This is a genomic window from Litorimonas taeanensis, from assembly GCF_003634015.1.
Taxonomy (GTDB): Bacteria; Pseudomonadota; Alphaproteobacteria; order Caulobacterales; family Maricaulaceae; genus Litorimonas; species Litorimonas taeanensis.
The window spans coordinates 406,596-430,708 of the sequence record NZ_RBII01000001.1 but is presented as its reverse complement, the minus strand read 5'-3'; the positions used below and the strand labels follow the sequence as shown (position 1 = coordinate 430,708).

General features: G+C 47.0%; 24 protein-coding genes. 7 read left to right on the top strand and 17 right to left on the bottom strand.

The annotated features are described in order from the left end of the window. Positions 1–3: 3 nt before the first annotated feature. The 4 genes from DES40_RS01985 to DES40_RS01970 form a co-directional block, all read right to left on the bottom strand. Complete coding sequence (locus tag DES40_RS01985; protein ID WP_233345352.1) at positions 4–510, bottom strand: DUF1993 domain-containing protein; 507 nt, start codon at positions 508–510, stop codon at positions 4–6. A 1-nt stretch (position 511) separates the two neighbouring features. After that, positions 512–2,023: a phytoene desaturase gene (locus tag DES40_RS01980; protein ID WP_121100340.1), complete on the bottom strand. Its 1,512-nt coding sequence runs from the start codon at positions 2,021–2,023 to the stop codon at positions 512–514. A gap of 26 nt (positions 2,024–2,049) precedes the next feature. Next, positions 2,050–3,255, bottom strand: a complete 1,206-nt coding sequence (crtY, locus tag DES40_RS01975) for a lycopene beta-cyclase CrtY (RefSeq protein WP_121098896.1) — start codon at positions 3,253–3,255, stop codon at positions 2,050–2,052. 366 nt (positions 3,256–3,621) lie between these two features. Then, positions 3,622–4,080 carry a cytochrome c maturation protein CcmE gene (locus DES40_RS01970; protein ID WP_121098895.1) on the bottom strand — a complete coding sequence of 153 codons (459 nt, stop codon included), beginning with the start codon at positions 4,078–4,080 and terminating at the stop codon, positions 3,622–3,624. A 92-nt stretch (positions 4,081–4,172) separates the two neighbouring features. Here DES40_RS01970 and ccmA point away from each other — a divergent pair, with 92 nt between their 5' ends. The 5 genes from ccmA to mazG are packed head-to-tail and all read left to right on the top strand — an operon-like array spanning position 4,173 to position 7,170. After that, on the top strand, positions 4,173–4,811 hold the full coding sequence (ccmA, locus tag DES40_RS01965) for a heme ABC exporter ATP-binding protein CcmA (protein ID WP_121098894.1): 639 nt from the start codon (positions 4,173–4,175) through the stop codon (positions 4,809–4,811). Continuing rightward, on the top strand, positions 4,808–5,479 hold the full coding sequence (locus DES40_RS01960; RefSeq protein WP_121098893.1) for a heme exporter protein CcmB: 672 nt from the start codon (positions 4,808–4,810) through the stop codon (positions 5,477–5,479). Before ccmA ends, DES40_RS01960 begins: the two co-directional genes overlap by 4 nt. Next, a complete protein-coding gene (gene ccmC, locus DES40_RS01955; RefSeq protein WP_121098892.1) occupies positions 5,476–6,216 on the top strand; it encodes a heme ABC transporter permease CcmC in 741 nt (246 codons plus the stop codon). Before DES40_RS01960 ends, ccmC begins: the two co-directional genes overlap by 4 nt. A gap of 1 nt (position 6,217) precedes the next feature. Then, positions 6,218–6,325 carry a heme exporter protein CcmD gene (gene ccmD, locus DES40_RS13485; protein WP_121098891.1) on the top strand — a complete coding sequence of 36 codons (108 nt, stop codon included), beginning with the start codon at positions 6,218–6,220 and terminating at the stop codon, positions 6,323–6,325. 20 nt (positions 6,326–6,345) lie between these two features. Then, entirely contained in the window at positions 6,346–7,170 is an 825-nt protein-coding gene (gene mazG / locus DES40_RS01945) for a nucleoside triphosphate pyrophosphohydrolase (RefSeq protein ID WP_121098890.1), read from the top strand. A gap of 47 nt (positions 7,171–7,217) precedes the next feature. Here the strand turns inward: mazG and DES40_RS01940 are convergent, their stop codons facing one another. The 11 genes from DES40_RS01940 to dusB form a co-directional block, all read right to left on the bottom strand. Next, a complete protein-coding gene (locus DES40_RS01940; RefSeq protein WP_121098889.1) occupies positions 7,218–8,132 on the bottom strand; it encodes a mechanosensitive ion channel family protein in 915 nt (304 codons plus the stop codon). A gap of 15 nt (positions 8,133–8,147) precedes the next feature. Next, entirely contained in the window at positions 8,148–8,966 is an 819-nt protein-coding gene (locus DES40_RS01935) for a mechanosensitive ion channel family protein (protein WP_147405827.1), read from the bottom strand. A gap of 96 nt (positions 8,967–9,062) precedes the next feature. Beyond that, a complete protein-coding gene (gene hflX / locus DES40_RS01930; RefSeq protein WP_121098887.1) occupies positions 9,063–10,379 on the bottom strand; it encodes a GTPase HflX in 1,317 nt (438 codons plus the stop codon). A 59-nt stretch (positions 10,380–10,438) separates the two neighbouring features. After that, positions 10,439–10,681, bottom strand: a complete 243-nt coding sequence (gene hfq / locus DES40_RS01925; RefSeq protein WP_121098886.1) for an RNA chaperone Hfq — start codon at positions 10,679–10,681, stop codon at positions 10,439–10,441. A gap of 129 nt (positions 10,682–10,810) precedes the next feature. Further along, entirely contained in the window at positions 10,811–12,250 is a 1,440-nt protein-coding gene (locus DES40_RS01920; protein WP_121098885.1) for a TrkH family potassium uptake protein, read from the bottom strand. A gap of 5 nt (positions 12,251–12,255) precedes the next feature. Further along, positions 12,256–13,629, bottom strand: a complete 1,374-nt coding sequence (trkA, locus tag DES40_RS01915; protein ID WP_121098884.1) for a Trk system potassium transporter TrkA — start codon at positions 13,627–13,629, stop codon at positions 12,256–12,258. Between the two features lie 62 nt (positions 13,630–13,691). Next, entirely contained in the window at positions 13,692–15,080 is a 1,389-nt protein-coding gene (ntrX, locus tag DES40_RS01910; RefSeq protein WP_121098883.1) for a nitrogen assimilation response regulator NtrX, read from the bottom strand. Continuing rightward, positions 15,080–17,425, bottom strand: a complete 2,346-nt coding sequence (locus tag DES40_RS01905) for a sensor histidine kinase (RefSeq protein ID WP_170144839.1) — start codon at positions 17,423–17,425, stop codon at positions 15,080–15,082. The genes ntrX and DES40_RS01905 overlap by 1 nt, the downstream gene beginning before the upstream one ends. An 86-nt stretch (positions 17,426–17,511) precedes the next feature. Then, on the bottom strand, positions 17,512–18,828 hold the full coding sequence (locus DES40_RS01900; RefSeq protein ID WP_121098881.1) for a sigma 54-interacting transcriptional regulator: 1,317 nt from the start codon (positions 18,826–18,828) through the stop codon (positions 17,512–17,514). Positions 18,829–18,855: 27 nt separating this feature from the next. Then, on the bottom strand, positions 18,856–19,911 hold the full coding sequence (locus tag DES40_RS01895) for a two-component system sensor histidine kinase NtrB (RefSeq protein WP_121098880.1): 1,056 nt from the start codon (positions 19,909–19,911) through the stop codon (positions 18,856–18,858). Next, positions 19,908–20,930: a tRNA dihydrouridine synthase DusB gene (gene dusB, locus DES40_RS01890; RefSeq protein ID WP_121098879.1), complete on the bottom strand. Its 1,023-nt coding sequence runs from the start codon at positions 20,928–20,930 to the stop codon at positions 19,908–19,910. Before dusB ends, DES40_RS01895 begins: the two co-directional genes overlap by 4 nt. Before the next feature lie 63 nt (positions 20,931–20,993). Between dusB and DES40_RS01885 the strand changes: the two genes are divergently transcribed. Both DES40_RS01885 and DES40_RS01880 read left to right on the top strand, forming a co-directional pair. Beyond that, positions 20,994–22,136 (top strand): bifunctional 2-C-methyl-D-erythritol 4-phosphate cytidylyltransferase/2-C-methyl-D-erythritol 2,4-cyclodiphosphate synthase, encoded by a 1,143-nt coding sequence (locus DES40_RS01885; RefSeq protein WP_121098878.1) that lies wholly within the window; start codon positions 20,994–20,996, stop codon positions 22,134–22,136. Further along, positions 22,133–22,642 carry a CinA family protein gene (locus tag DES40_RS01880; protein WP_121098877.1) on the top strand — a complete coding sequence of 170 codons (510 nt, stop codon included), beginning with the start codon at positions 22,133–22,135 and terminating at the stop codon, positions 22,640–22,642. The genes DES40_RS01885 and DES40_RS01880 overlap by 4 nt, the downstream gene beginning before the upstream one ends. Here the strand turns inward: DES40_RS01880 and DES40_RS01875 are convergent. Further along, positions 22,639–23,142, bottom strand: a complete 504-nt coding sequence (locus DES40_RS01875) for a type II toxin-antitoxin system RatA family toxin (protein ID WP_121098876.1) — start codon at positions 23,140–23,142, stop codon at positions 22,639–22,641. The two genes, DES40_RS01880 and DES40_RS01875, sit on opposite strands and share 4 nt — an antisense overlap. Next, positions 23,142–24,107 carry a lipoyl synthase gene (gene lipA, locus DES40_RS01870; RefSeq protein WP_121100338.1) on the bottom strand — a complete coding sequence of 322 codons (966 nt, stop codon included), beginning with the start codon at positions 24,105–24,107 and terminating at the stop codon, positions 23,142–23,144. The genes DES40_RS01875 and lipA overlap by 1 nt, the downstream gene beginning before the upstream one ends. Positions 24,108–24,113 lie beyond the last annotated feature (6 nt).

The window sequence follows — 24,113 nt, the reverse complement described above, 5'->3', positions numbered from 1 at the left end:
CTTTTACTGACCACCAAAATAATCAAATTTACCAAGAGGCACTCCGTTATGGCGCAAAATATTATAAGCGGTCGTGGTGTGGAAATGGATTTGAGAAATGCTGAAGCCTGAAAAATATGAAATACCTGTAAAGTCGATTTCCCGTGGCCCTATTTTCAATTTGAAGACACGGCCTTCTTTTCCTTGGAGTTCCTCTGCCGAAACACCCGCGATATCTGACTTCGATTTTGCAATCAAAGCATAGAGCGCTTCGAAACTATCAGTGGGTTCATCATATTCTGGGGCGTCGCGCCCGACGATACGGTAAGGGGCAATACCAGCAAAACGGGCGACGGTTTGTACTTGTTTCCATAACGGCCACATATCAGGTGCAAGGCGAGCATTTAAGAATACGCTAGGGTCAATACCACGTTCCTCGGCATTGCCTTCTGCTTTGCGAAGAATATGCTCTAGATTATCAAGCATCCGAGGGAGCGCGCCAATAGCATTCGCCATAGAGAGTTCAGACATATTACTTTCCTTTTAGGACCTGATTAAAATCATTTTCGATGACACCTGCTGTGGCTTTCGCTGCACCAACGACGCCCGGAACGCCCGCACCAGGGTGCGTTCCGGCGCCGACAATATACATATTTTTTATAACGTCATCACGGTTATGTGGACGGAACCACGCCGATTGAGTCAAAATAGGCTCTATCGAAAACGCACTCCCTAGGTGACCATTTAATTCATCGCGAAAGCCGAACGGCGTCAGGGTTTTCAGCACCGTTAAATCCCTATTGAGATTGGGAATAGCATGGGCCTCTATATAGTCTAAAATCTTTTGTGTATATTGCGGCCCAACAACATCCCAATCAACATCAGCATGACCCAAATGCGGAACCGGTGATAACACGTAATAAGACGAGCACCCCTCTGGAGCCATGCTCTTATCCGTGACGCAAGGCGCATGCAGATAAAGGGAGAAATCATCAGGCAGTTTTTTGCCTTTACCAAATATCTCTGCAATCAAATTCTTATAGCGTTTTCCTAATAAAATGATGTGGTGTTTCAAATTGGGGTGGGTTGTTTTCAGCCCAAAATATATCACAAACAGTGACATAGAATGAGACGCTTTTTTCAATTTATTCCCATAGCGTTTTCCGCGTGGTGTATCACGTAAGAGCTGCGAATATGTATGAACGACATCAGCATTAGACGCGATTAACGCTGCTTTAGCTGTCCAGCCATCTGCTGCGGTTATGCTATGCACCTTATCGCCGTCAGCATGAATATCTGTGACATCTGTATTTAAACGAAGTTCTCCGCCTAAGTCACTGAAAAGCCTAACCATACCCTCCACTAACGCGCCTGTCCCGCCTTTGGCAAACCAGACGCCGCCCTTGCGTTCTAACGCATGAATGAGAGCGTAAATAGACGAGGTTTTAAATGGATTGCCGCCGACCAAAAGCGATTGAAACGAGAGAAGTTGTCGTATTTTTTCATCTTTGACGAATTTTGACACCATAGCATAAACGGACTTATCGGCGCGAAGGCGAATTAATTGCGGGGCCGCTTTGAACATTTGGCCCATTTTCAAAAAAGCTGTCGTACCTAGCTTCTCATAACCTTCTCGGTATAAGTCTTTGGAATACCTCAAAAACTTATGGTACCCTGCAACATCATCAGGGTTTCTTTTTGCAATTTGTTCTTCCAAATAGGCATCATCATTATTGTAGTCGAAGACGTCACCGTCTTCCCATTGCAAACGATAAAAAGGATCTACAGGGAGGAGCGTGACATAATCCTCTATATTTTTCCCAGCTAATTCAAATAGCTCTTTAAGACAATCTGGGTCAGTAATAACCGTCGGGCCACCGTCAAATTTATAACCATCTTGCTCATATACATAAGCACGTCCCCCGGGCTTATCCCGCTTATCAACAAGCGTTGTTTGAAACCCCATAATTTGAAGACGTATCGCGAGTGCAATACCGCCAAACCCTGCCCCAATTACGATGGCGGTAGGCTTGCTAGGTCTCATATTCGGTGGGTCGGTAGGAAACATTATTATAGAGAATCTCTCTGTCGACGTTCACGTTCACGTTCAATAAAGGCTTTCTCGCTGAAATTATATAGGGCTTTATGAATTGGCACAGGTGGTTTTCCAATCAGGATTCGAGCTTTGTCAGTAAGGGTTAATTTGCCCGCATAAAACCGTTTAATCAAACCCTCAGAAAGACCATAAAATCGCTGCAAAACTTTATAGCGTTTTTCAGGTTCGCAGGCCCGAAACAACATACGGTTTAAGAGGCGAAGGAATGACTCTTTCGGGAATTTACTCCATCTCAAAAAATGTGGAGCCCCATCGATGGCTAGGGATGAAGAAGTTTCCCTATCTCCTTGAATATCCCATGACAGATAGTCTGCAAGTTTTACCGCGTCAGGAAAACTATATCCTGTCACTGCATGATAAAATCCGCCTCGTATACCAATTGTCACGTCACAATTATTTAGCTCGGCTTTATCAATTCCTAAGGTAATGGGTAAGACACCCTTCTCTTGGCGCACGACTTCATATTCCTCCCACCCCTGCGCCTGAATATAACCATCAACGCGCCCTGCAATTTCACTCTCAGACAATTCTGGCCCATCTGTATAATAAGTATCCTCAACCAATACCTCATGGTCGCTGAAAGGCAGACAATAGACGAATCGATAACCGCCCAATTGCTTCACGGTGGCATCCATAATGATTGGATTTATGAGGCCATGCGGTTTTTGCGTGCGTATGGTTTTCCCAACAAATTTTTGATAGCCAAGGAAGACGTTTTTGTTTGGCTGAAACCCCCGTGCATCCAACACGCAATGCGCCTTCAATACATCGCCATTTTCGAGCGTCACAGAAAAAGCCGTTAAAGCCGTCACTTTCGTTCCTAACATCACCTTCAGACGCCCGTTTTCAATATATGGAGCTACGCAGGTGCGAAGTGAATCACTATTCCCTGTGCAATAAGGGATTTCCAACGTGCGTTCCCGTTTGGGAAACTTCACGTCATATCGCGGCCATTGATAGACGATAAAAGGCTTTAGCCAGTCATGCAGGTAATCAGGCACATCGCTGAGGTTAAAAGACCATGTATGATCGCCAGCGATTTTATCCGATGCCTCTATCATTAAAATAGACAACTCAGGATTTACGTCCAAACATCGCCAAGCCATCAGCAAGCCTGAAAGCCCTGCACCAGCAATGATTATATCCGGATTTTGCACCATAATTTGGGCTTAAAGGAGAACTGCAAGGGTGCAAGCCGAAGGCGTGATTCTTTGCAGGCTTCATTCCATTTTTTTAGTAAACTCTCACGTGTGATAACGGCCACATCAACCCAGCGTCATCACTTTAAAATTGAGTGTCCACTTCATTGCACGATAAAAACCTAATTATTTCAATGATGTTAACAGTGAATCACTCCCCCCAAGGCAGATTATGTTCTATAGATGCCTCGTCCTTCCTTTGTGTTGGACAGCGGGCGGCCAGGTTGCCCCACATCGGCTTTGTCGTCCGCGTTTCCTTTCACAACGCCCCTATTCTTAGTGGTGATACGTTGTGATTTGCAGATACACAGTGATTTATAGAGAATACTAAGACTTCTCGTCTTGGTACTTTATTTTCGGCTGATAATTCTCATCATGCTTCGCCAGAACCTCATTGGCGATAAAAACACCCGCCTCATTCATACGGCCCGACACGACGACCCCCTGCCCCTCTTTGAATAAGTCAGGCAAACTCCCGTCATGCATGACAAGGATTGGCGCTTCCATTTCGCGTTCAAAATCCGCAACAGAAAATTCGGTGAGTACCCCCCCCTTACGGTTCACAGACCCCGTAACGACCATCCCTCCCATTCGATAGATGTCTGACCCAGGTACAAACCCTTCCGAGGCAATATCGCTAGGGTTATAAAAAAACTCTGTATTTTGACCCAAGGCTGAAAAAATCAGGCCTAGGCCCGCGACAGTTAATACCCCAAAACCCAAAATAGCAGCAAGCCGCTTATTTCGGTTTGGCGGTACAATACGATTAGGCTTGCTGTCTGACATAGGTACTTTTAGCGCTGCTAGGTCTAAGGCGCAATGCAGGGCGACATAAAGTAAGGGTGACAGGGCGCGTCATTTTAGCCATATAGCCCGCGATGACCGCGATTGAGCCAATATCTAGCGAGACGACTTTTTATGTCGAGATGCGAAACCTCACCCTAGCTCGGGGTGAACGTGTCCTGATTGACAATCTGTCGCTGACTCTATCCTCTGGCAGCCTAGTATACGTCACAGGAGAAAATGGAATTGGGAAGTCGACCCTTCTCTTGTCTCTGGCAGGATTATTAAAGCCTGAGATAGGACAAATTGACTATGCGGGTGATGCACACCCTTTTAATTGCGCCGCTTTGCTTTCCCAGCCCGACGGTTCTAGCCGCGGCTTTACAGCCGCTGAGGACTTGAAATTCTTTCTCAACCTTCAATCACTATCGATTGACATTGATGATTTACTTCGACGCACAGGATTAAGCGCGGCGGCCTCTGTAATGGTCGAAGGACTCTCTTTGGGGCAGAAAAAACGGCTCGGCCTTGCAAAAATCATGGCATCACAACGCCCCCTCTGGCTTTTGGATGAACCCTTTTCTGCTCTCGATGTGCAAGGGCGCGCATTTGTAACTCAGACACTCTCAGATCACATAAAGGCAGGGGGCATTGCGGTCGTGGCTACACATTCGCCCATTCCCCTTCAGGGTGTGCAAACCAAAACCCTACATTTATCCTCAGAGATGACATGAAAGCGTTCCTCTCCCTATTTCTGAGAGATATAACTCTTGCATGGCGCTCTGGCGGTGGGTGGATTATGGGCGCCGTATTTATGAGCGCCTTTTTGGCTCTCTGTAGTATCGCTTTGGGCGGGCAGATATCCGAGCTAAGGCGGCTCGGGACGGCTCTAATTTGGCTTAGTGTTCTATTCTCGATGCTCTTATCCTTTAACACGATTTTCCAAAGTGACTTTCGCCAAGGCACGCTTTCACAAATCCTACTTAGTGGTATATCGCCTCTAACCCTTTGCTTGGCGAAATGGGCAAGCTTTCTGGTGACAGGATTTTTGCCACTTTTTATAACCATACCCTTTGCCTCTTTACTGTTTGGATTAGAAGGAAGATTGATTGCGGCGATCTTATTCGCACTGGCTTTGACGGCTCCTGCTTTGGCAGCTTATGTAACACTAGCTGGCGCCATATTATGCGGTCGTGTAGGGGCAGGATTTTTGGCTATATTACTGGTCATGCCATTCCTCATCCCGCTTTTAATATTTGGAATAGCCGCCACAGAGAGTTTTGTGACGGATGGTTGGGCCGCATCTGAGATTCGTATTCTGAGCGGTTTAAGTTTACTCTCAATTGCCGTAGGAATACCAGCGAGCAGCGCCGCATTACGCTTGAATTTGGAGCCGTCATGATAAGCTATATGGCTAACCCAGCCCGTTTTGCGCGGGTCTCAAAATGGCTAACGCCGCTTTTAGGTGGACTCGCAGCCCTTTGCATAACCATCGCAACCTATCTAGGCCTGTTTAGCTCACCTGCCGCAGAACTTCATGGAGAGGGTGTGCGCATGATGTATGTTCACGTACCTGCTGCTTGGTGCGCCCTCTTTGCCTATACTGCCCTCGCCGTGGCAAGCCTTGTTAGTTTCGTTTGGCGTCACAGCTTGGCAGATAGCGCCGCAAAAAGCTTCGCCGTTCCCGGCCTCGTTTTCACAATCCTTGCCCTTATCACCGGCAGTCTTTGGGGGCGTCCAGCTTGGGGAACTTGGTGGCAATGGGACGGACGTATGACGTCTGTACTGATCTTAGCCTTTATCTATACTGGCTATCTTTTATTATGGGCGACGATAGAAGATCGCCGCCGCGCAGCGAGATTAGCCTCAATTGTCGCCATGGTAGGCTTTATCAATATTCCTATCATAAAATTCTCTGTCGAATGGTGGAATACACTACATCAACCGGCCTCAGTGTCACAGCCAGGCGCCCCGGGCATGGCGCAAGAGTTCCTTATACCTCTCTTAGTAATGTCCATCGGATATATGGCCCTGTTGGGTTGGTGTGCTCTACGCGGCATAGAAGGCGATTTAGCAAAGTTGAAGAACAAACGCCGCCCTGTTTCACAAGCCGCAACAATAACGATAAAAGAGTCCTAAAATGTTTGATTATGGCTCTAATACCCCTTTCATTCTCGCGGCCTATGGCATTAGCTTTTTAGGGTTACTGACTCTTATTATCTGGACGCTCAGAAAACCTAAACTCTAACACCGCATATACCCCCAACGATGATAAGGCCTGACGTGAAATCTCATGAGGTAAAAGCCCCGCAGAATAGTCTCCTTTCCGGGGAAACACCTTATGCTCGGTTAAAAAATCTTATGACCCGACTGCGCAATGAATGCCCATGGGATAGCCAGCAGAGTTTTGAAACTATCGCGCCTTACACCATTGAAGAGGCCTATGAAGTTGACGATGCCATACAACGAAAAGATATGGGCGAATTACGCGAAGAATTGGGCGATCTTTTGTTTCAAGTGGTCTTTCACTCCAAGCTTGCAGAAGAAGAAAATGCTTTTGACTTAGACGATGTGACGAATGGGCTCGTCGAGAAAATGGTGCGTCGCCATCCTCATATATTCGCAGAGGATAGCTTGCCTGATGCCGAAGATATAAACTGGGAAAAAATGAAAGCGGCGGAACGCAGCGCGAAAGGGCAAACCAGCCGCTTAGAAGGGGTTGCCTTAAGTCTCCCCGCTTTGATGCGAGCCCAAAAGCTTCAGAAACGCGCCGCGAAAACAGGGTTTGATTGGCCGTCGGCAGCCCCTGTTTGGGATAAGATTGATGAAGAAATTGCCGAGGTCAAAGAGGCTATAGACAGTCGAGACAAAGACGAGATTGAAAATGAAATCGGGGATTTATTATTTACCGTCGTAAACCTCTCTAGAAAACTCGGCGTCGACTCAGAAATCGCCCTTCGCAAAGCAAATGCGAAGTTCACTTCACGTTTTCAAAATATAGAACATCAGATTGAAACATCAGCTAATCAGAAACCCATAGAAGCCTACAGCCTTGATGAACTTGAAGCGCTCTGGATCAAGGCAAAAAGCTGAACCAGAGAGCTTCAATTTAACTCGCCACTCATATTGGTCTATAAGGCTTATTTCTCTATTTCGACGACATGGGGATAAGGAATTGAGATCCCGCCTTTATCGAAAGCTTCTTTTACAGCTTTCAACAGGTCAAACTTTACATCCCAATAATCTTCGGGTTTGCACCAAACCCGCATTTGGATATCAACCGAGCTATCATTCAGACAAGACACCCGCGCCCAAGGTGCGTCAGGCTCGCTAAGTACGCGCTTGTCTTTAGCCGCCGTCGTCGTGATGATTTTGATCGCCTTATCCATATCATCATCATAATCAATTCCGAAATCCACATCGACACGCCGAATAGGCTGGGCTGTATAGTTCTTTATTGTATTCCCTCTGACCTCACTATTAGACAAAATAACCTTGATATTATCTAATGTTATCAATGTCGTGGTGAATATATTTAAATCATCAACCACGCCTTCTTCTCCGCCAACTTCGACATAGTCACCAATTTTATAGGGGCGGAATAATACAAGCAGTAATCCCGCAGCAACATTAGCCATAGAGCCTTGCAGCGCCAAACCAATCGCCAATGTCGCAGCCGATAGGATAACAAACACTTTGGCAACAGGGATACCGACGGCCGCAATGGCGCCTAAGAGTGTTGCAATTATTACAGCGTATTTTAAGGCGCCCGCCGCGAAATTGCCAATGGTCGTGTCGACATGGGCACTCTCTTTGGTTCGCTTTAAAAACGCATTATATAGACGCCCTGCAATAGAAAACCCTATCCAGAGAATAAGTATGGCGAGCAGAATTTTGGGAACAAAGAAGACGGATTTTTCAATAACGACATCCAAATAATATTGAGCGAAGCCACTTGGGTTTTCCAACAATTTCGGCGTGGCGTCTTGCGCCCCCTCACTCACCTGCACTTGCAACAAGTCAGAAAAGAAAGCTTTGTGATTTAAAATATTCATGACGTAATCCCCTGACTAAGCCGATTTTCTGACAATTGTATTATGCTCATACGGAATTTCGATTCCGGCTTTGTCGAGCGCTTTTTTAATGGGTTGACTAATATCCATCTTAACTTTGCGGTGATCCTCAGCATCCGTCCAAACACGTAGCTGTATGACAACAGCTGAATCTCCGAGAGAAACGACTTTTGCCCAAGGCGCAGGATCTGAATAAATACGGGCATCGCCTTTCACGGCGGATAAGATTGCTTTGATAGCTTTATTTAGGTCAGCATCATAACTGACACCTATATCCGTATCCAATCGCAGCTTCCCATCGTGGAAATAATTTTTGATTGTCCCGCCAAACACAGCACCATTGGCCACATTGATAATAACATTATCCCGCGTCACGAGACGAGTGCTAAACAAGCCCGTTTCAATGACAACGCCTGTTTCACCCGCAACTTCAACCTGATCATCGACTTTAAAGGGGCGAAATAAGGCCAGCATGATTCCAGATGCAAAATCCCCCAGAGAATCCTGCAAAGCAAAGCCCAAAGCCAATACTAGAGCCGCAACAATGGTCGCTAAAAACGCAAGATTAATCTTCATGGCCGACAAGGCCAAAACAATCACGGCGCCCATGCCTATAAAGAGAACAAGAGACCCAAAGAAGCGTGCAAGCGTAGAGTCAATATTCGGGATTTTTTCAGTCGCTTTCACCGTTCCCGTAGAGGCTTTTCTGACGATTAAACGGCCACCAATAAAAATGATAAAGCCCAATAACACGCTTGGTGCGAACAGCACGATATAGTCTGGGATCTTCTTAATTTGCTCTAATACGATATCCACAATAGGGCTCCCTCCAACATCAATCACAACAGGCTAATTCACCTAAAATGTGTTTTCAACAAAATGCGTCGGGGGAAACGCTTATTACTTTATAGATTACAACCTTACAAGGCGTGCATATTTCGCTCTAAACTTACCATTATCCGATTCTGATAAGCGAACTGTCATATCGACATTTCCAGATTTGCGCATATCCTCTTCTAGAACATGTCCATGAGAATGAAGCCACGCTCTGGCTGAAAAATTTGCAGGATCAATTGTCACTGAAATCGTGTGGTCATTGGCGCTTAGCGCCTCTTCCACACCTAAAAGTAAATCCGACAACCCTTCCCCGCTAAGACAGCTAATCAGGAAAGCATTCATCATGTCATCAAAATCAAGAGTGGCAGCGGCGCGTTCTTTCAAGGCCTCTCGTTCAGGCCCAACGATTAAGTCGCCTTTATTCCAGACCTCTATAACCGTTTGGCCGTGTTCTGGCCCAGCTTCGATTTGGTCAAGAACTTCCAATACTTCATCGCGACGACGTTCTGTGAGAGGGTCAGAAATATCACGTACATGGAGCAATAAGTCTGCATCCTTGACCTCTTCCAATGTCGCCCGAAAGGCTGTGATAAGGTCAGTAGGCAAATCGGAAATAAATCCAACTGTGTCTGATAGAATAGCGGTTTGACCAGAAGGAAGCGGCAAAATCCGATGCGTCGTATCCAATGTCGCAAAGAGCATGTCTTTCGCCATGACACCGCCCGCCGTTAAGGCATTAAATAATGTGGATTTCCCCGCATTCGTATAACCAACGAGCGCTACAACGCGCTCTGGCGCTCGCTCGCGTTTTTTCCGTTGTAGGCCACGCGTACGACGCACATCATCCAAATCTCGTCGAAGCTTGGTGATTTTATCGTTGAGAATCCGGCGGTCACTTTCAATTTGGGTTTCCCCTGGGCCTGCCAAAAACCCACCGCCGCCGCGTTGTCGTTCCAAATGAGTCCATGTCCGAACAAGGCGAGAGCGCTCATAACCCAAACGGGCCAATTCAACTTGTAAACGCCCTTCTTTCGTCGCGGCACGGAGACCAAAAATCTCTAATATAAGACCGGTGCGGTCAATGACCTTACACTTCCAAAACTTTTCAAGGTTACGCTGCTGAACTGGTGATAAAGAGGCATTCACGATAGCCAGAGTGGCCTCATGCGCTTTGATAACAGTCTTGATGTCTTCTATTTGCCCCGAACCAAATAAGTTAGAGACTTTCACCTCACGGATGGGGATAATTCGCGCTTCAACGCACTCTGCATCAAGGGCCTCGGTCAGACCAACGGCTTCTTCGAGGTCATAATCCGCATCATCTGCGCGGTTATTGGCAAAACGAGGATGCAGGACAATAGCCCGCTCTCGCGGTATATCACGCTCCAGCATGAGCACCGCCTAATGGAATAGAAGGGAAGAAAATAAGACGAAATGTCTTCAATCGATTTTTAATCTTCAAGCTCTGGATCAAACAGTTGAACCTGACCAGATGGCATAATCGTAGAAATTGCATGTTTGTAAACCAGCTGAACCTGTCCGTCTCGGCGCAATAAAACACAAAAATTGTCGAACCAAGTAACGACACCTTGTAATTTCACACCATTGACCAAAAAAATTGTCAGACTGGTCTTGGACTTACGGACGGAGTTAAGAAATGTATCTTGTAAGTTTTGTTTTCGGTCAGAAGACATTGGGAATTCCCTCTTTTATATTTTTAACGACTAATTTCAAAACGACGTGACCACCGTAATCCATGATTGTGGCTTACGCGGCGTCGCCCATGAGTGGCAAGACTTTTTTGCTTTCCAATGGACATAAAATCATTGTCGCCAAAATGAAGGCGTAATCAAGACCAAAACCGCCAAGACTTCAACCCGCCCAACTAACATTAATGCAGAACTCAAAGCCATTTGTGCTGCTGTCATTTCATGCCAGCTTAGTCCTGAATCTGGAATCGTGGCAGGTAATAACGGGCCAATATTGGCCAAGGCTGCCGCGCTCACCGTTGTAGCATCTGCAAAATCTAGACCTATAACGCCAAAACCAACTATGCCTGCTCCAAGCACCAATGTGTAACCGAAAAAGTACATCCAAATTGACAAAAAGGCCTGATCGGGAATAATCCGCCTCTTAAAGCTAACAGGCAAAACCCGTGAAGGATGCGAAAGCCGGCTTATATCAGTACTCAGATGTTTGAATAAAAGGATGATACGAATCATCTTTAATCCGCCCGCTGTTGATAACGCTGACCCACCAACCAAGGCGATAGCTATAAGAACCACGCTAGGTATTTGCTCTATACTTATGGGGTCATAAATAAACCCAGCTGTACTAATGAAGAAAATCGCCTCTATAAAAATAGGGAAAATGTTTTGTAATCCAGCGTAAAAAAGCCCTAAAAATGTGATGATTATCGTCAAAGATATCAAAGTGCGATGCTCAACACTAAGGTAAAGACGTCTCAAATTCCGCCAATTCCGAACGCGAAACACATCCCAGATGATGGAAATGTTCATGGCTCCCAAAGCGCAGCTGACCGCCAACACGAAAGCCGCAAAACGCGGGATATATATAAATAAATCCTCTGACCGCGGCGGGATTCCTCCAGTCGAGACCCCGGCTAATGACAGGCATATTGATTCAAACAGAGGCGCTCCGCCTAATATCATCAACACACAACACACACTCGCAATTAGGGCATATATTCCTGCCACTATACGGCCTATTCCTACCAGTCTTGGGAAAAGTTCCCCTTTTTTCAAAGCAAAAAGGTTAGACCGATGTATCCCTGTTCCCGTTAAATTCAACGCCGCAAGAATCACGACGGCAAAAGTTGCAACGCTTACCCCGCCAAAAAACTGAAGTATGGACTGCCAAAACACCAAGGATTGCGGCAAATCATCAATCACATAACCGCTTGCCCCTGTGCTCGTCATGGCACTGACAGCATGAAAATAGCTCCTGAGCCATGTCCCCTCAGGGGCGTTAAGCCAAAATGGCGTGGCCGCTAAAACAGGTGAAAGACACCAGAATAAAAGTAGAAAGACTAAAGCGTCACTATTCGTCTCACGCGAAGGTGTCTTGGACATAATCAAAACAAATATGGCGCCAAACATGAAAGTGAATAAGCCTGATACGCTCATTAAAACGGCCATGTGAAAATCGAGCAATAGCAAGGCCGCAAAGGCAGAGGCGCCCATCAGCGCTGCGAGAAAGACCGCTGAATAGCCGAGCCAAAGAATGATACGTGTAACGGCCATAGACGTTAGAAATAATCCGTACTGACCCTGAACATGGCTTCAATGGATTTCATGGCTGAGCGTTCAGCCAAAAGAATCACTTTATCGCCCTGACGTACGATTAAATCAGGTCGAGGGAACTCGACCACGCCCTTATGGATAATAGCCCCAATTGTAATGTTATTTGGCAGCTCTGCGTCGCGCAGAGCTTTACCCGCCAGCGGCGATGTCTCTAAAACCTCCCCTTCCATGACCTCAGCGCCGCCTTGATCAAGAGAATACACATCCAAAATACGGCCACGCCTAACATGTCTTAAAATGGAAGAAATTGTGCTGGAGCGCGGGTCGATGACCATATCTACACCAAGCTCAGCCTGCATATTTTGCATTGAAATATCATTGACCAAACTGATTGTGTTCTTAGCTCCGAGCTTTTTAGCAAGAACGGCAGAGAGTAAGTTGATTTTATCGTCATTGGTTAGCGAAATCACGACTTCTGAACTACCGACACCCGCTTCTTCTTGTATATCAGCATCCATCGCATCCCCGTTTAAGATAACGGTGCGGCTTAATTCTTCAGCCGCTCTCTCGGCGCAGTCTTTATTGTGTTCAATCATCCGAACACGGACGCCAGGCACGCTTTCAAGCTCCCTAGCGACATAACGGCCGACATTACCGGCACCAATCAAGACGACCTGCCGCGCTTTTTGCTGATAGGCTCCTATGATTTCAAGCAATCGAGAGGCGTGTTCCCGCTTGGTAATGAAATAGGCGTCATCCCCCACATTCAACGGGTCATCAGGCGTTGGCGCAAAAACGGTTTCATCCCGCTTTATCCCGACAATAGCCGCGTGTAGCCCTTCGAATAAGTCAGGAATTTGACGAATAGGTGTGTTTGTAATCGGACAATCTTCGGTGATTTTAACACCAAGTAAAAGCACTTGCCCCTTGCCAAAGGGGACAACATTGAACGCACCGGGCGTATTAAGACGCCTCAAAATAGCTTTACCAATTTCAATTTCCGGAGAAATAATAATATCGATAGGCATGTTTTCACGGCTGTAGAGGTCGTTCCACCGAGTATCGAGATAGCTTTGCGCGCGAACACGTGCAATTTTAGTCGGCACGTCAAAAAGTGAATGCGCGACTTGGCAGGCAATCATGTTCACTTCATCAGCATAGGTGACAGCGATAATCATGTCAGCGTTCCGCACGCCTGCACGATCCAAGACATCGGGGTGTGCCCCACTACCGACCACGCCTCTAACATCTAAATCCGTCGTGATTTGACGAATAAGCTCTGATGACAAATCAATGACTGTCACCGTGTTGTTTTCAACAGCCAAGCGTTGAGCGAGGCCATAGCCAACTCGTCCAGCACCGCAAATAATGACCCGCATTCGCTCTTACCTTTTGCAACGCCCTCGCGCAGTGCCAAAGTAGAGACCTACGCAGAATAGATTTACGAGGCGTCTTCGCGCCCATTTGCCCCCAAACCTAACGACTTTAATTTTCGGTGCAAGGCTGAACGTTCCATCCCCACAAAACTGGCTGTGCGTGAAATATTTCCGTCAAATCTGTCAATTTGCGCTTGTAAATATTCGCGTTCAAAATGCTCACGCGCATCACGAAGCGGCATAGCAATCATACGTTCAGATTCGGATGCCCCACCTGAGGGCCGAACAACAGAGACCTCTGGCGGCAGGGTTTCAAGCGTAATGGGTTGGCTTGGCTCACCTGTGGCAAGTATAAGCAGTCTTTCGACATTATTGCGGAGTTGCCGAACATTTCCCGGCCAATCATGCGCCTGCAGTGCCGCCATAGCATCTGGGCCGATTTCACGAGCAGGTAGCCCCGTTGAGGTCGCTAATTGTTGAATAAAATGCTCAACAAGTAACGGAATATCTTCTCTACGCTCTCCTAGCGTCGGGGCTTCCAAAGGCATCACATTAAGACGGTGGAATAAGTCTTCACGAAAACGGCCTTTTTCCACGTCTTGCGCCAGATCATGCGAACTTGAGGTGATGACTCTGACATCGACCTGTACATCCGCCTTCCCCCCTAATCGACGAAAACGCTGTTCGACCAAAAGGCGCAATAATTTCCCTTGAGTTTCAGCAGGCATATCTGAAATTTCATCCAGATAAAGCGTTCCATTATGGGCCGTTTCCAGCAAACCGCTTTTGACCACATGGCCATCTTCGGCCTCAATACCAAACAACTCTTCCTCTACGCGTTCAGGCACCATCGATGCCGCATTTACAGCTTTGAAAGGCCCACTTGCCCGCTTTGATTGCGCGTGCAAGAGGCGCGCGATAAGTTCCTTGCCACTCCCAGACGGCCCCGTAATTAAAACCCGAGAATTTGTCCCAGCGATTCGATCAATTTTGGCTCTTAATTGCTGAATGATTCCCGATGTGCCGATTAAAGTCGTATCGCTTTGTGTTCGCCCCTTCAGTTCTTCGTTCTCTTGACGCAAGCGAGCGCTTTCCAAAGCTCGTGACACTGTGACTATCAATTTTTCTGATTTGAAGGGTTTGACGATGTAATCATATGCCCCCTTTCGAATAGCCGAGACCGCCGTTTCCACAGTGCCATGACCACTGATGACGATGACAGGTAAAGTTGGATAATAAGACTTCAGAGCATCAAGCACCTCGATGCCGTCCATCTCGCTCCCTTTCAACCATACATCCAAGACAACAAGATTGGGTTGCCGCTTTCGTACCGCCTCAAGAGCGGCTTGGCTTGTTCCAGCCTGCCGTGTCTTATGTCCCTCATCCTCTAAAATACCCGCAATCATTTCGCGAATATCAACTTCATCTTCGACAATTAAAATATCATAGGTCATTAGCGTGCATGCTCCAGAGGCAAATCTTTACTGCGTTTGGGCAAACGTAATTCCACGCAGGCCCCTTTTTCTCCCGCAGACGGGTCAGTTAAAGAAAGTGTTCCGCCGTGGTCTTCGGCAATTCGTTTTACAATAGCGAGACCTAGCCCCGTCCCGCTTTCTCTTGTCGTCACATAAGGCTCTAACAATCGAGATCTGTCTGTAACAGGCCAGCCGGGCCCATTATCCCTTATACGAATGAGTATCTGCCCATCATCTTCTTGAATTTCAGCCCTTATAACGCCTTGGAAATTCTCATCACCACTTGCCTCGGCAATGCGGGAAACGGCTTCGCCTGCATTTTTAAACACATTGGTCAATGCTTGAGTAATCAGACGTTCATCGGCCCATACGGTTAATTCCGTCTTTGGTTTATCTTTTTGATAAATTTTAATTTGTGGAAAGGCCACGCCCTGCTCAAACAACACGGCTTCGAGTAGCATTTGTATATTCACATTATCCATTTCGGGTGCTGGCATCCTCGCAAACGCCGAAAATTCATTCACCATTTGCTCAAGGCTACCGACCTGACGAATAATGGTTTGTGTGCAATTTTCAAAGGTTTGCGGGTCGCTTTTAATTTCCTTGCTGTATTTTCTTTGCAAGCGTTCAGCCGATAATTGGATGGGCGTAAGAGGATTCTTGATCTCATGCGCAATTCGCCGCGCCACTTCTCTCCAAGCGGAATGCCGCTGAGCAGCAACGAGGCGCGTCATATCATCAAACGTTAGCACCCAGCCTGTATCTTCTCTTGGGCCTTGGTAAGCGGAAACACGCAAATCGAAGTTACGAATTTGACCATCAATTTCAAAGCTCACTTGGTCTTCTGCTGTTGCCAAAATACTTTCTCGGCCCTTTTTGAAAGCCGCTGCAAATGGCGAGAGAACTTCGTCAATTGGTGCATCCAGCAAGGCGCTCCCATCCACGCCTAATAACTGCTCAGCCGAGTTATTCACCAGTGTAATACGCCCCGTTTGCGCCAACCCGATAACCCCGGCTCTTACGCCCGATAAAACAGCTTCGGAGAATTGGCGTCTTTGTTCTGAAATATCATGCTCTTTCACCAAAGCGTGACGCTGAAAATCCAATTGTTGCGTCATCCGGTTAAACGCGCCGCCAAGATCAGAAATCTCGCCCCAGTCGCCGCCAACATCAACACGCACACTCATGTCACCTGCACGCACGCGCTCAGCCGCGGTAATCAAACGTCCAAGAGGTTCGATAATGCGGTTACCCAAAAGCAATCCCAACCAAATTGAGGCCATGACAATCAGAAATGCCGTTTCGATTAATGTCAGAAGAAATATAGTTCTCATTTTTGATTGCTTGCGATTGAAGTTTTGCAAAGACAAAGTCGCAGCCTCAATCCCAGAAATACTGGATAAAACCTGACTTTCTGAACGCAGCCCTCGGCCGACATAAAGATATGCATTCGCAAACCCCGGCAGTGGTGTCAGAGCAATTAAGTAATCCAAGTCATCCCGTTTTTGGTAAGCCACACCACCATTGACAACGCTTTGCAGTACACCATTAGTCGGCACGCGAAAGGCAGGTGCATAGGGGCTTTCAACGCGCGCTAATACATCACCTTGATCACTTAGAATATAGACAGAGTCTAAATCACGAACACGGGCTTGAATTTGCAACTCTGCCGTCAATGAAATGCGATTCAGGATATCACGCGGCTGTGCGTTCAACGCAGAGGACAAATCAGAAATATCTTCGCCCAAGTCAGACAGCTCTTGATCGACATAATCCTCCAAGATGGCGCTAGCTTGGCTCATATTATCACGCACATCATTACCAAAAATATCATTCAAATTTTGGCTAATGAATGAGAAGGAAAAACTGCCCACGATAATTGCAGGTAAAAGAGCGGCGAGACTGAAAATAAAGACGAACCGTCGATGTAACAACGGCGCTGTTCGGCGCCTTTCAGCCGCAAAAAGCGTGCCCCATACGCGATACCCTAAATATATAGCGAGGAGTAAAATAAGAACCAAATTGGCCCTCAATAACTCATATGATTGGTCAATTTGCGGCTCTACATCAGAAAAAGAGAGTATGGCCCCAAGGGCCGTAACAAACATCGCGCTTACAAAAGCGACACCAAATAGGGCAGAGCGCGCAATACGAGGGGCGCGTTTTATAAAGGGTTCTGTGTTTGGAGTGATCCCGACAGTCGAGAGCCCCGTACTGGGAATTTCAGAGGCAAGTAAGGCCGTGTCATCAATCGCCATTTCGCCAGACGCTAAGCGCCCAGCAATTTGCGTGTCTAATGTTGATTGTGCCTTAATGCCGCTCACACAGTCCCTCATACGATTCCGCAGAACCGAAAACTAACTGTTACCGCATTACATCACTGTTGCATAAAATCAACAGTAATGCGCACTCAGGATATATCTAAAGATTTCAAGCGCGTCCGAAGCGTGTTGCGGTGAATACCTAAGCGCTCAGCGGCTTTTGCCCGATTACCGCCAGTTAATCGCAAGGCCTCAACGATTAAAGGTTTTTCAACCCAACCTAATGCTGTTTGATAAAGTGAATCCTCAAACTTTGCTTCTTCATCATTTAACAAACTGCGGCAGGCCTCTTCTAGGCGTTTATCCAGTTTAACTTGGCTTTCATTGGTGTCGCCATGCGGCCGAATATCTTTAGAAAATTCCTGCAACACCATTTCTGCTGTTATAATTTCATCGGAATAAAGCACAGCCAGACGCCGAACTAAATTCTCTAACTCACGAACATTTCCGGCCCACTCATGACGATGTAAGATATCAAGCGCATCCGATTCAAACCGACGAGTCTGGCCCTGAGAGGCTTGAACAAGAAAGCTTTCTGCCAGCTCATAAGTATCATTATCGCGATTTGATAAAGGCGGAATACGAATTTCAGCCACATTAATACGGAACATAAGGTCATCTCGAAACGCACTTTTTTCCACTAATTTTCTAAGGTCTTTCCGCGTAGCCGAAATGATACGCGGGCGAACTGTGGGGCTAATTTTCTCAGCTTCTGTCATCAAAGCCAGAAGACGGTCTTGTTGACTGAGAGTCAATTCGGCAATTTCATCAACATAAATATCGCCGCCATTGACCTTTTGCAGCGTTAAAGACGTGTTATCAAAATCATTGGTGCGCAGAAACGGCCTATCACGGCGCATTCCGCCGTCATGGAGTAAGCGGGCCACCAAGTCTTTGCCTGTTCCAACCGCGCCTTGAATGAGTATAGGCAGGTCACTATCCGAAAATCTGGAAACCGCACGATAGACAGGCTGCATAGCCGCACTTCGTCCAATCATGGGCAAGCCTTTACTTTTCGATGACTGACGACTTCGGCGTGGATTAACCGATTGCCCCGCGCGCGCTACGGCATTGGTGACGTCTTCTAGATCAAAAGGCTTGGGAACATATTCGAACACTTTATGCCGACCTGCTTTCAACGCAGTGTTTACGGTATTATTCGCGCTAATGACGACGATTGGCATTTTGGGGCGAGCATCACCAATATCTGGCAAAGTTTCGAAAACTTCTCGCCCCCCCATCATGACGTCAGTCACGATAATATCACCTTGACCGGCCTGGGCCCATTTTAAAAGCGTTTGCGCGTTATCTGTGGCTTTTACGGTATGCCCTGCCCGAGTTAGCGCTTTTGATAATACAAGGCGTACACTGTCATCATCATCAGCAAGAAGAACTTCGTATTTCATGATGCTTCCTTCATTAATTGAAAAACTCTACGCATCTTCAGGCACCGGTAGGAGCAATGAAAATTTGGTTTTTCCTGGGTGAGATCTGACCTCGACGACGCCCCCATGCGCCGATGCCACTTTTGAAACGAGCGCCAAGCCTAAGCCTTGGCCATCCTTTTTCGTTGACATAAAGGGTTGGAAGACCTGATCCACTAAATCGGGAGGTATCCCCGGCCCATTATCAATCACTTGAATTTCTATCGGCAGGCTAACTTTTCCGCCTTCAACAGTAGCGGATACACCGCTACGAAATTTCGTTTTAAGAGTAATATGTGTCCCAGCTTCTGAGGCATTCTTTATTAAATTCAACAAGGCCTGCATAAGCGTATCTGGATCCCCAGCAGCATGAGGCAAGGATGGATCATAACTTTCCGTGAATTGAAGCGCGCCATCTGCAGATTGAATAATTTTGCGCGCGCGGCGTAAAATTTCATGTATATTTACGCGCTCCCCAACTTCAGGATCTCTATCACCAAGCGTTTCCATTCGGTCTGCTAGACGGCGGATACGGTCAATTTCTGAAGAAATTAGATTGATGAGCGCCTGTCCTTCTTCGCTCGTCACATCATCACTTAATAATTGCGCCGCGCCCTTGATACCCGCGAGAGGGTTTTTAAGTTCATGAGCAATAAGCCGCCCCATACCTGACACAACCTGCCCGCCCATTTTAAGGCTTCGCGGCTGGGCTTTTGCAAAACGGAAAGACAACCCGATATGCCCTTGTGTGGCAAAAGCGCTGATGTGACACACTCGTGTTTCGCCATCCCCTTCACTCGGTAAAGTCACTTCGGAATCACGAACAGTGACGGCCGCACCTTGATTATAAGCTTTCAAAATTGAAGATTTAGACTCTTCATCAATCCCTAAGAGACTCCAAACGGGTTTGGCCCCCATACGGCGTAGAGAAAGCCCAACCCAATTTTGCGCCATATCATTGGCCCAAACGATAGTTTCCTCGGCGGGATGCACTAAAAAGCAAGGGAATGGCGCATCCTCGGTAAATAAGGCCCCAAGCGGTAAGTCTGGATTGAAACTATTCATGCTACAATGTCTTCCGCTGCTCGCTGCACGGCTTCATTATTAGAGGGCGCTTTAAAGGCTGATTTCAGATATGAGATTACAATCTCTGGGTCTTTAGATGACAAAGCCTCTCGCCTGTCTTTATCTGAGGTTCTATTTGGCGCGTGCTCTAAATATCCTGCCACATGTTTACGCGCGACGCGAAGCCCCTTTCCTATACCATAGAAAGCAAGAATATCGCGGTAATGGTCAAGGGCGACCTGTCCCTTTTCAGCTACGGTCAAGTTTGGAAGAGGCAGGCCGTCTACGGCCGTAATAATTTCGCTCAAAAGCCAAGGGCGGCCCGTTAAGGCTCGCCCAAGCATGACCCCATCGGCCCCAGATTGAGACATGGCCGTCAATGCCTGCTCGCCGCTTTCAATATCGCCGTTAACGATAACAGGTATAGATACCGCGTCTTTGACAGTTTTGACAGCAGCCCAATCCGCTTTTCCCTCATAGAACTGACAGCGTGTCCGTCCATGCACAACGACCATTTGAATACCAGCCGCTTCAGCGCGCTGCGCCAACTCCGCTGCATTCAAACTATCATCATCCCACCCTAACCGCATTTTTAATGTGACTGGTAATGTGGTGGAGGCAAGTGTTGTTTCTATCATTGCCATGGCGTGATCAAGATCGCGCATTAAGGCCGAACCTGATTGCCCCCCAACGACCTTTCGCGCAGGGCAGCCCATATTGATATCAATGATGTGCGCGCCGGCATCTTCACATAATTTGGCACCAACCCCCATCCAATCAGGGTCGTGCCCCACGAGTTGAATAGCAAGTGGATAGATATCGTTCGACCCTGCGGCCCGCGCCAATGATTCCTTATCCCCTTTGGCGAGCCTATCGCCAGCGACCATTTCTGACACGACTAAGCCAGGTTGAAACCTCGCTAGTACTTTCCGGAAAGGTAAATCGGTAACGCCCGACATAGGGGCGACAAGTACGCGCGAACAGAGTTCGAGCTTGCCGATATGAATAGGATTTGCCATGTAGTCAGTCTTTAATCGCGTTCACAAGGGCGCACAATAATTCACCGCATGTTTTGAGTCTTTATGCTACGTTCTGCCTTAATATTAGTCGCCGCAGGTAAAGGTGAGCGTGTGGGCGGTAACATTCCAAAACAGTTTCAACCCTTATCAGGAAAGCCGCTGATTGAACACACAATCTCGAACCTTAAAAAATCGTTTGATTTCAATGTCATTTCGATTGTCGTTGCGAAAAATTGCCGATTCATCGGTGATTTATCAGAAAAACCCTCCTCCGCCTTAAAAATAGTCACTGGCGGAAGCACTCGCACAGAATCTGTGCGATGCGGGTTAAATTCTCTGAAAGGAAAAGACATAGACCATGTCTATATTCACGATGCGGCTCGGCCATTTGTCACAGAGGCCCTGATAAAAGCCTTGGGGCAAGCGTTAGAAACGCACTCCGCAGCCGTACCCGCACTGAAAATTGTCGACGCTTGTAAATCGCCCGAAGGCGCTGCTGTTAATCGGGACGAGATATTAAGAGTGCAAACACCGCAAGCCTTTCATTATGACAAAATACTCTCTGCCTTCGACGAATATGCGGCAAACGATGCCTTTGCAGATGATATCGCCGTCGCTCATAAGGCTGGATTAAGCCTTACCTTTACCCAAGGGGATGAACGCAATTTCAAACTGACCTATGCAGAAGACTTTGCTAAAGCAGAGGCTATGCTCCAGACGCCTACCTATATCGCCACCGGCAGTGGCTTTGACGTTCACCAATTTGAAGATGGAGGAACATTATGGTTATGCGGCGTACCTATCGAATGCGGATATTCTTTGAAAGGTCACTCCGATGCAGATGCGGGACTACATGCACTGACGGACGCTATCCTTGGCGCTCTGGCCTTTGGTGATATTGGCGATCACTTTCCGCCATCCGATGAAAAATGGAAAGGGGCAAGCTCTGATAAATTTCTACTTTTCGCCCTCGAGGAAATGCAAAAGCGCAGGGGGAAACTGCAACATGTGGATGTTACATTGATTTGTGAGAAACCAAAAATTAAGCCGCACCGCGAGGCCATGCGTTCGCGCATTTCTGAACTCTGTCAACTCCCCATGCATCGTGTTAGCCTTAAAGCAACGACAACTGAAAAACTTGGCTTTACTGGGCGCGGCGAAGGACTAGCGGCCCAAGCAAGCGCGACGATAGTGTTACCCGAATGAGCCCCCCTACCCTGAAAGATATTTTCAAACTTGCCGCCGACGTAAATTTTTTGGCGGCTGAAAAGCATTTACATATTGCCACCGCTGAGAGCTGTACGGGCGGACTAATCGGCGCGGCCTTAACCGCCATTGCTGGATCGTCCGCCTCATTTAAGGGCGGCATAATTGCCTATGACAACACAGTAAAAGTCGAGCAACTAGGTGTCTCAGAACAAGATCTGTCAAGCTATGGCGCCGTTAGCCAAAATGTAGCCGAGCAAATGGCGCAGGGCGCGTTGCAACGATTAAACGTGGATTTAGCGATTGCCGTAACGGGCATTGCGGGCCCAGGCGGTGGAACCGAAGAAAAACCTGTGGGTACGGTCTGGATTGCAGCCGCGTCAAAAACACACTCTCCGCAATCTGCTTTGCATAATTTTGGCGATGTTGGCCGAAATAAGGTAAGAGATTTGACCTGTTACGAAGCTTTAAAGGCTCTCAAATCGCATTTAATCAATCTAAGCTAAACAAGGCCTAAATTTAATTTTTCTTGAACCAAATCTAAATTTGGATCGGCTTTAACAGGTGGACAGACTTCTTTGGCGCGTTTTTCAAACATCGCCATAATGTCTTTACTCGCCTTTGCGAATTTATCTTTAATAAGAATATTCAACGGAAAGGCCGATAAGGTCACATCAACATAAAAATCGACCAAGGTCGTCCCATCAGGCAATTCATGAAATGTCCAACGATTGTCTAAAATTTTGATTGCACCGCCGCGCTCCGCTTTTTTCACACGAATACTGCGTTTCTCAGGATCAATTTTTATCGATGACTTAAAGGTCTGACGAATGGCTTTATAGGCAACGATTGCTTCAGCCTCAAAATCCGTCTCGCTTATTTTTTTTGTAATGCGTAAATTAGAGACCAAGTCGATAAATAAAGGGTATTCTTCGACATCAGAAACGAGTTTTAACAAGTCATCTGGCGCATGAGGAATATGCTTTGTGAAAGTTGTTGATGGCATTATGCGTGGCGTGCTTTTCGGGCCATTTGCAATTTCGCAAAATCACTATCCGCATGATAGCTTGAACGGGTCAATGGGCTAGCCGAGACCAATAAAAACCCTTTCGCCTTTGCAATGGTTTCATAGGCTTTGAATTCTTCTGGAGTCACAAAGCGTTTCACCGCCGCATGTTTGCGGGTCGGCTGAAGATATTGCCCGATAGTCAGAAAATCGATACCCGCGCTACGCATGTCATCCATAACCTGCATGACTTCTTCTTTGGTCTCACCAAGACCCACCATCAAGCCTGACTTTGTGAATTGTGAAGGGTCGCGTTCTTTCACGCGTTCCAACAAACGCATAGAATGATAATATCGCGCCCCTGGACGGATGGACAAATACAGGCGCGGAACCGTTTCCAAATTGTGATTAAACACATCTGGGCGGGCATCAATAACCGTTTCGACAGCCCCCTCTTTGCGAAGGAAATCGGGTGTCAAAATTTCAATTGTTGTCTTTGGCGAAGATGACCTGATTGCGTTAATCACGTCTACAAAATGCTGAGCACCGCCATCTTTCAAATCATCGCGATCCACAGAAGTGATGACGACATGTTGCAAGCCCATTTCTTTTACAGCTTCAGCGATTTTTGTTGGCTCATAGGCATCAACATTTTGCGGCAGGCCAGTTGCAACATTGCAAAAAGCACAAGCCCGCGTGCAGATCTCACCAAGTATCATGAATGTGGCATGAGATTTTTCCCAGCACTCACCAATATTTGGACAGCCTGCCTCTTCGCAAACAGTCACAAGCCCTTTATCTTTTACAATTTTACGCGTTTCAGCGTAACCTTTTGAAGTCGGCGCCTTTACGCGTATCCAAGCCGGTTTGCGCAATATTTCCGTATCAGGGCGGTTCGCCTTTTCCGGATGTCGCAGCGCAGGTTTGGGGCGCAAATTCTTATTGGTATCAATTAGGGTAGCCATGAAAGT

Excerpts from the sequence above, each read along its gene's own strand:
- DES40_RS01940 (WP_121098889.1), bottom strand. The coding sequence starts at position 8,132 with ATGAATATTTTAAATCACAAAGCTTTCTTTTCTGACTTGTTGCAAGTG.
- ccmA (WP_121098894.1), top strand. The coding sequence starts at position 4,173 with ATGACCGCGATTGAGCCAATATCTAGCGAGACGACTTTTTATGTCGAG.
- ccmC (WP_121098892.1), top strand. The coding sequence starts at position 5,476 with ATGATAAGCTATATGGCTAACCCAGCCCGTTTTGCGCGGGTCTCAAAA.
- ntrX (WP_121098883.1), bottom strand. The coding sequence starts at position 15,080 with ATGACCTATGATATTTTAATTGTCGAAGATGAAGTTGATATTCGCGAA.
- hflX (WP_121098887.1), bottom strand. The coding sequence starts at position 10,379 with ATGCTGGAGCGTGATATACCGCGAGAGCGGGCTATTGTCCTGCATCCT.
- ccmD (WP_121098891.1), top strand. The coding sequence starts at position 6,218 with ATGTTTGATTATGGCTCTAATACCCCTTTCATTCTCGCGGCCTATGGC.
- DES40_RS01970 (WP_121098895.1), bottom strand. The coding sequence starts at position 4,080 with ATGTCAGACAGCAAGCCTAATCGTATTGTACCGCCAAACCGAAATAAG.
- crtY (WP_121098896.1), bottom strand. The coding sequence starts at position 3,255 with ATGGTGCAAAATCCGGATATAATCATTGCTGGTGCAGGGCTTTCAGGC.
- DES40_RS01900 (WP_121098881.1), bottom strand. The coding sequence starts at position 18,828 with ATGAAATACGAAGTTCTTCTTGCTGATGATGATGACAGTGTACGCCTT.
- lipA (WP_121100338.1), bottom strand. The coding sequence starts at position 24,107 with ATGGCTACCCTAATTGATACCAATAAGAATTTGCGCCCCAAACCTGCG.
- hfq (WP_121098886.1), bottom strand. The coding sequence starts at position 10,681 with ATGTCTTCTGACCGAAAACAAAACTTACAAGATACATTTCTTAACTCC.
- trkA (WP_121098884.1), bottom strand. The coding sequence starts at position 13,629 with ATGCGGGTCATTATTTGCGGTGCTGGACGAGTTGGCTATGGCCTCGCT.
- DES40_RS01985 (WP_233345352.1), bottom strand. The coding sequence starts at position 510 with ATGTCTGAACTCTCTATGGCGAATGCTATTGGCGCGCTCCCTCGGATG.
- DES40_RS01920 (WP_121098885.1), bottom strand. The coding sequence starts at position 12,250 with ATGGCCGTTACACGTATCATTCTTTGGCTCGGCTATTCAGCGGTCTTT.
- dusB (WP_121098879.1), bottom strand. The coding sequence starts at position 20,930 with ATGGCAAATCCTATTCATATCGGCAAGCTCGAACTCTGTTCGCGCGTA.
- DES40_RS01895 (WP_121098880.1), bottom strand. The coding sequence starts at position 19,911 with ATGAATAGTTTCAATCCAGACTTACCGCTTGGGGCCTTATTTACCGAG.
- DES40_RS01885 (WP_121098878.1), top strand. The coding sequence starts at position 20,994 with ATGCTACGTTCTGCCTTAATATTAGTCGCCGCAGGTAAAGGTGAGCGT.
- DES40_RS01880 (WP_121098877.1), top strand. The coding sequence starts at position 22,133 with ATGAGCCCCCCTACCCTGAAAGATATTTTCAAACTTGCCGCCGACGTA.
- DES40_RS01875 (WP_121098876.1), bottom strand. The coding sequence starts at position 23,142 with ATGCCATCAACAACTTTCACAAAGCATATTCCTCATGCGCCAGATGAC.
- DES40_RS01960 (WP_121098893.1), top strand. The coding sequence starts at position 4,808 with ATGAAAGCGTTCCTCTCCCTATTTCTGAGAGATATAACTCTTGCATGG.
- DES40_RS01980 (WP_121100340.1), bottom strand. The coding sequence starts at position 2,023 with ATGAGACCTAGCAAGCCTACCGCCATCGTAATTGGGGCAGGGTTTGGC.
- mazG (WP_121098890.1), top strand. The coding sequence starts at position 6,346 with ATGATAAGGCCTGACGTGAAATCTCATGAGGTAAAAGCCCCGCAGAAT.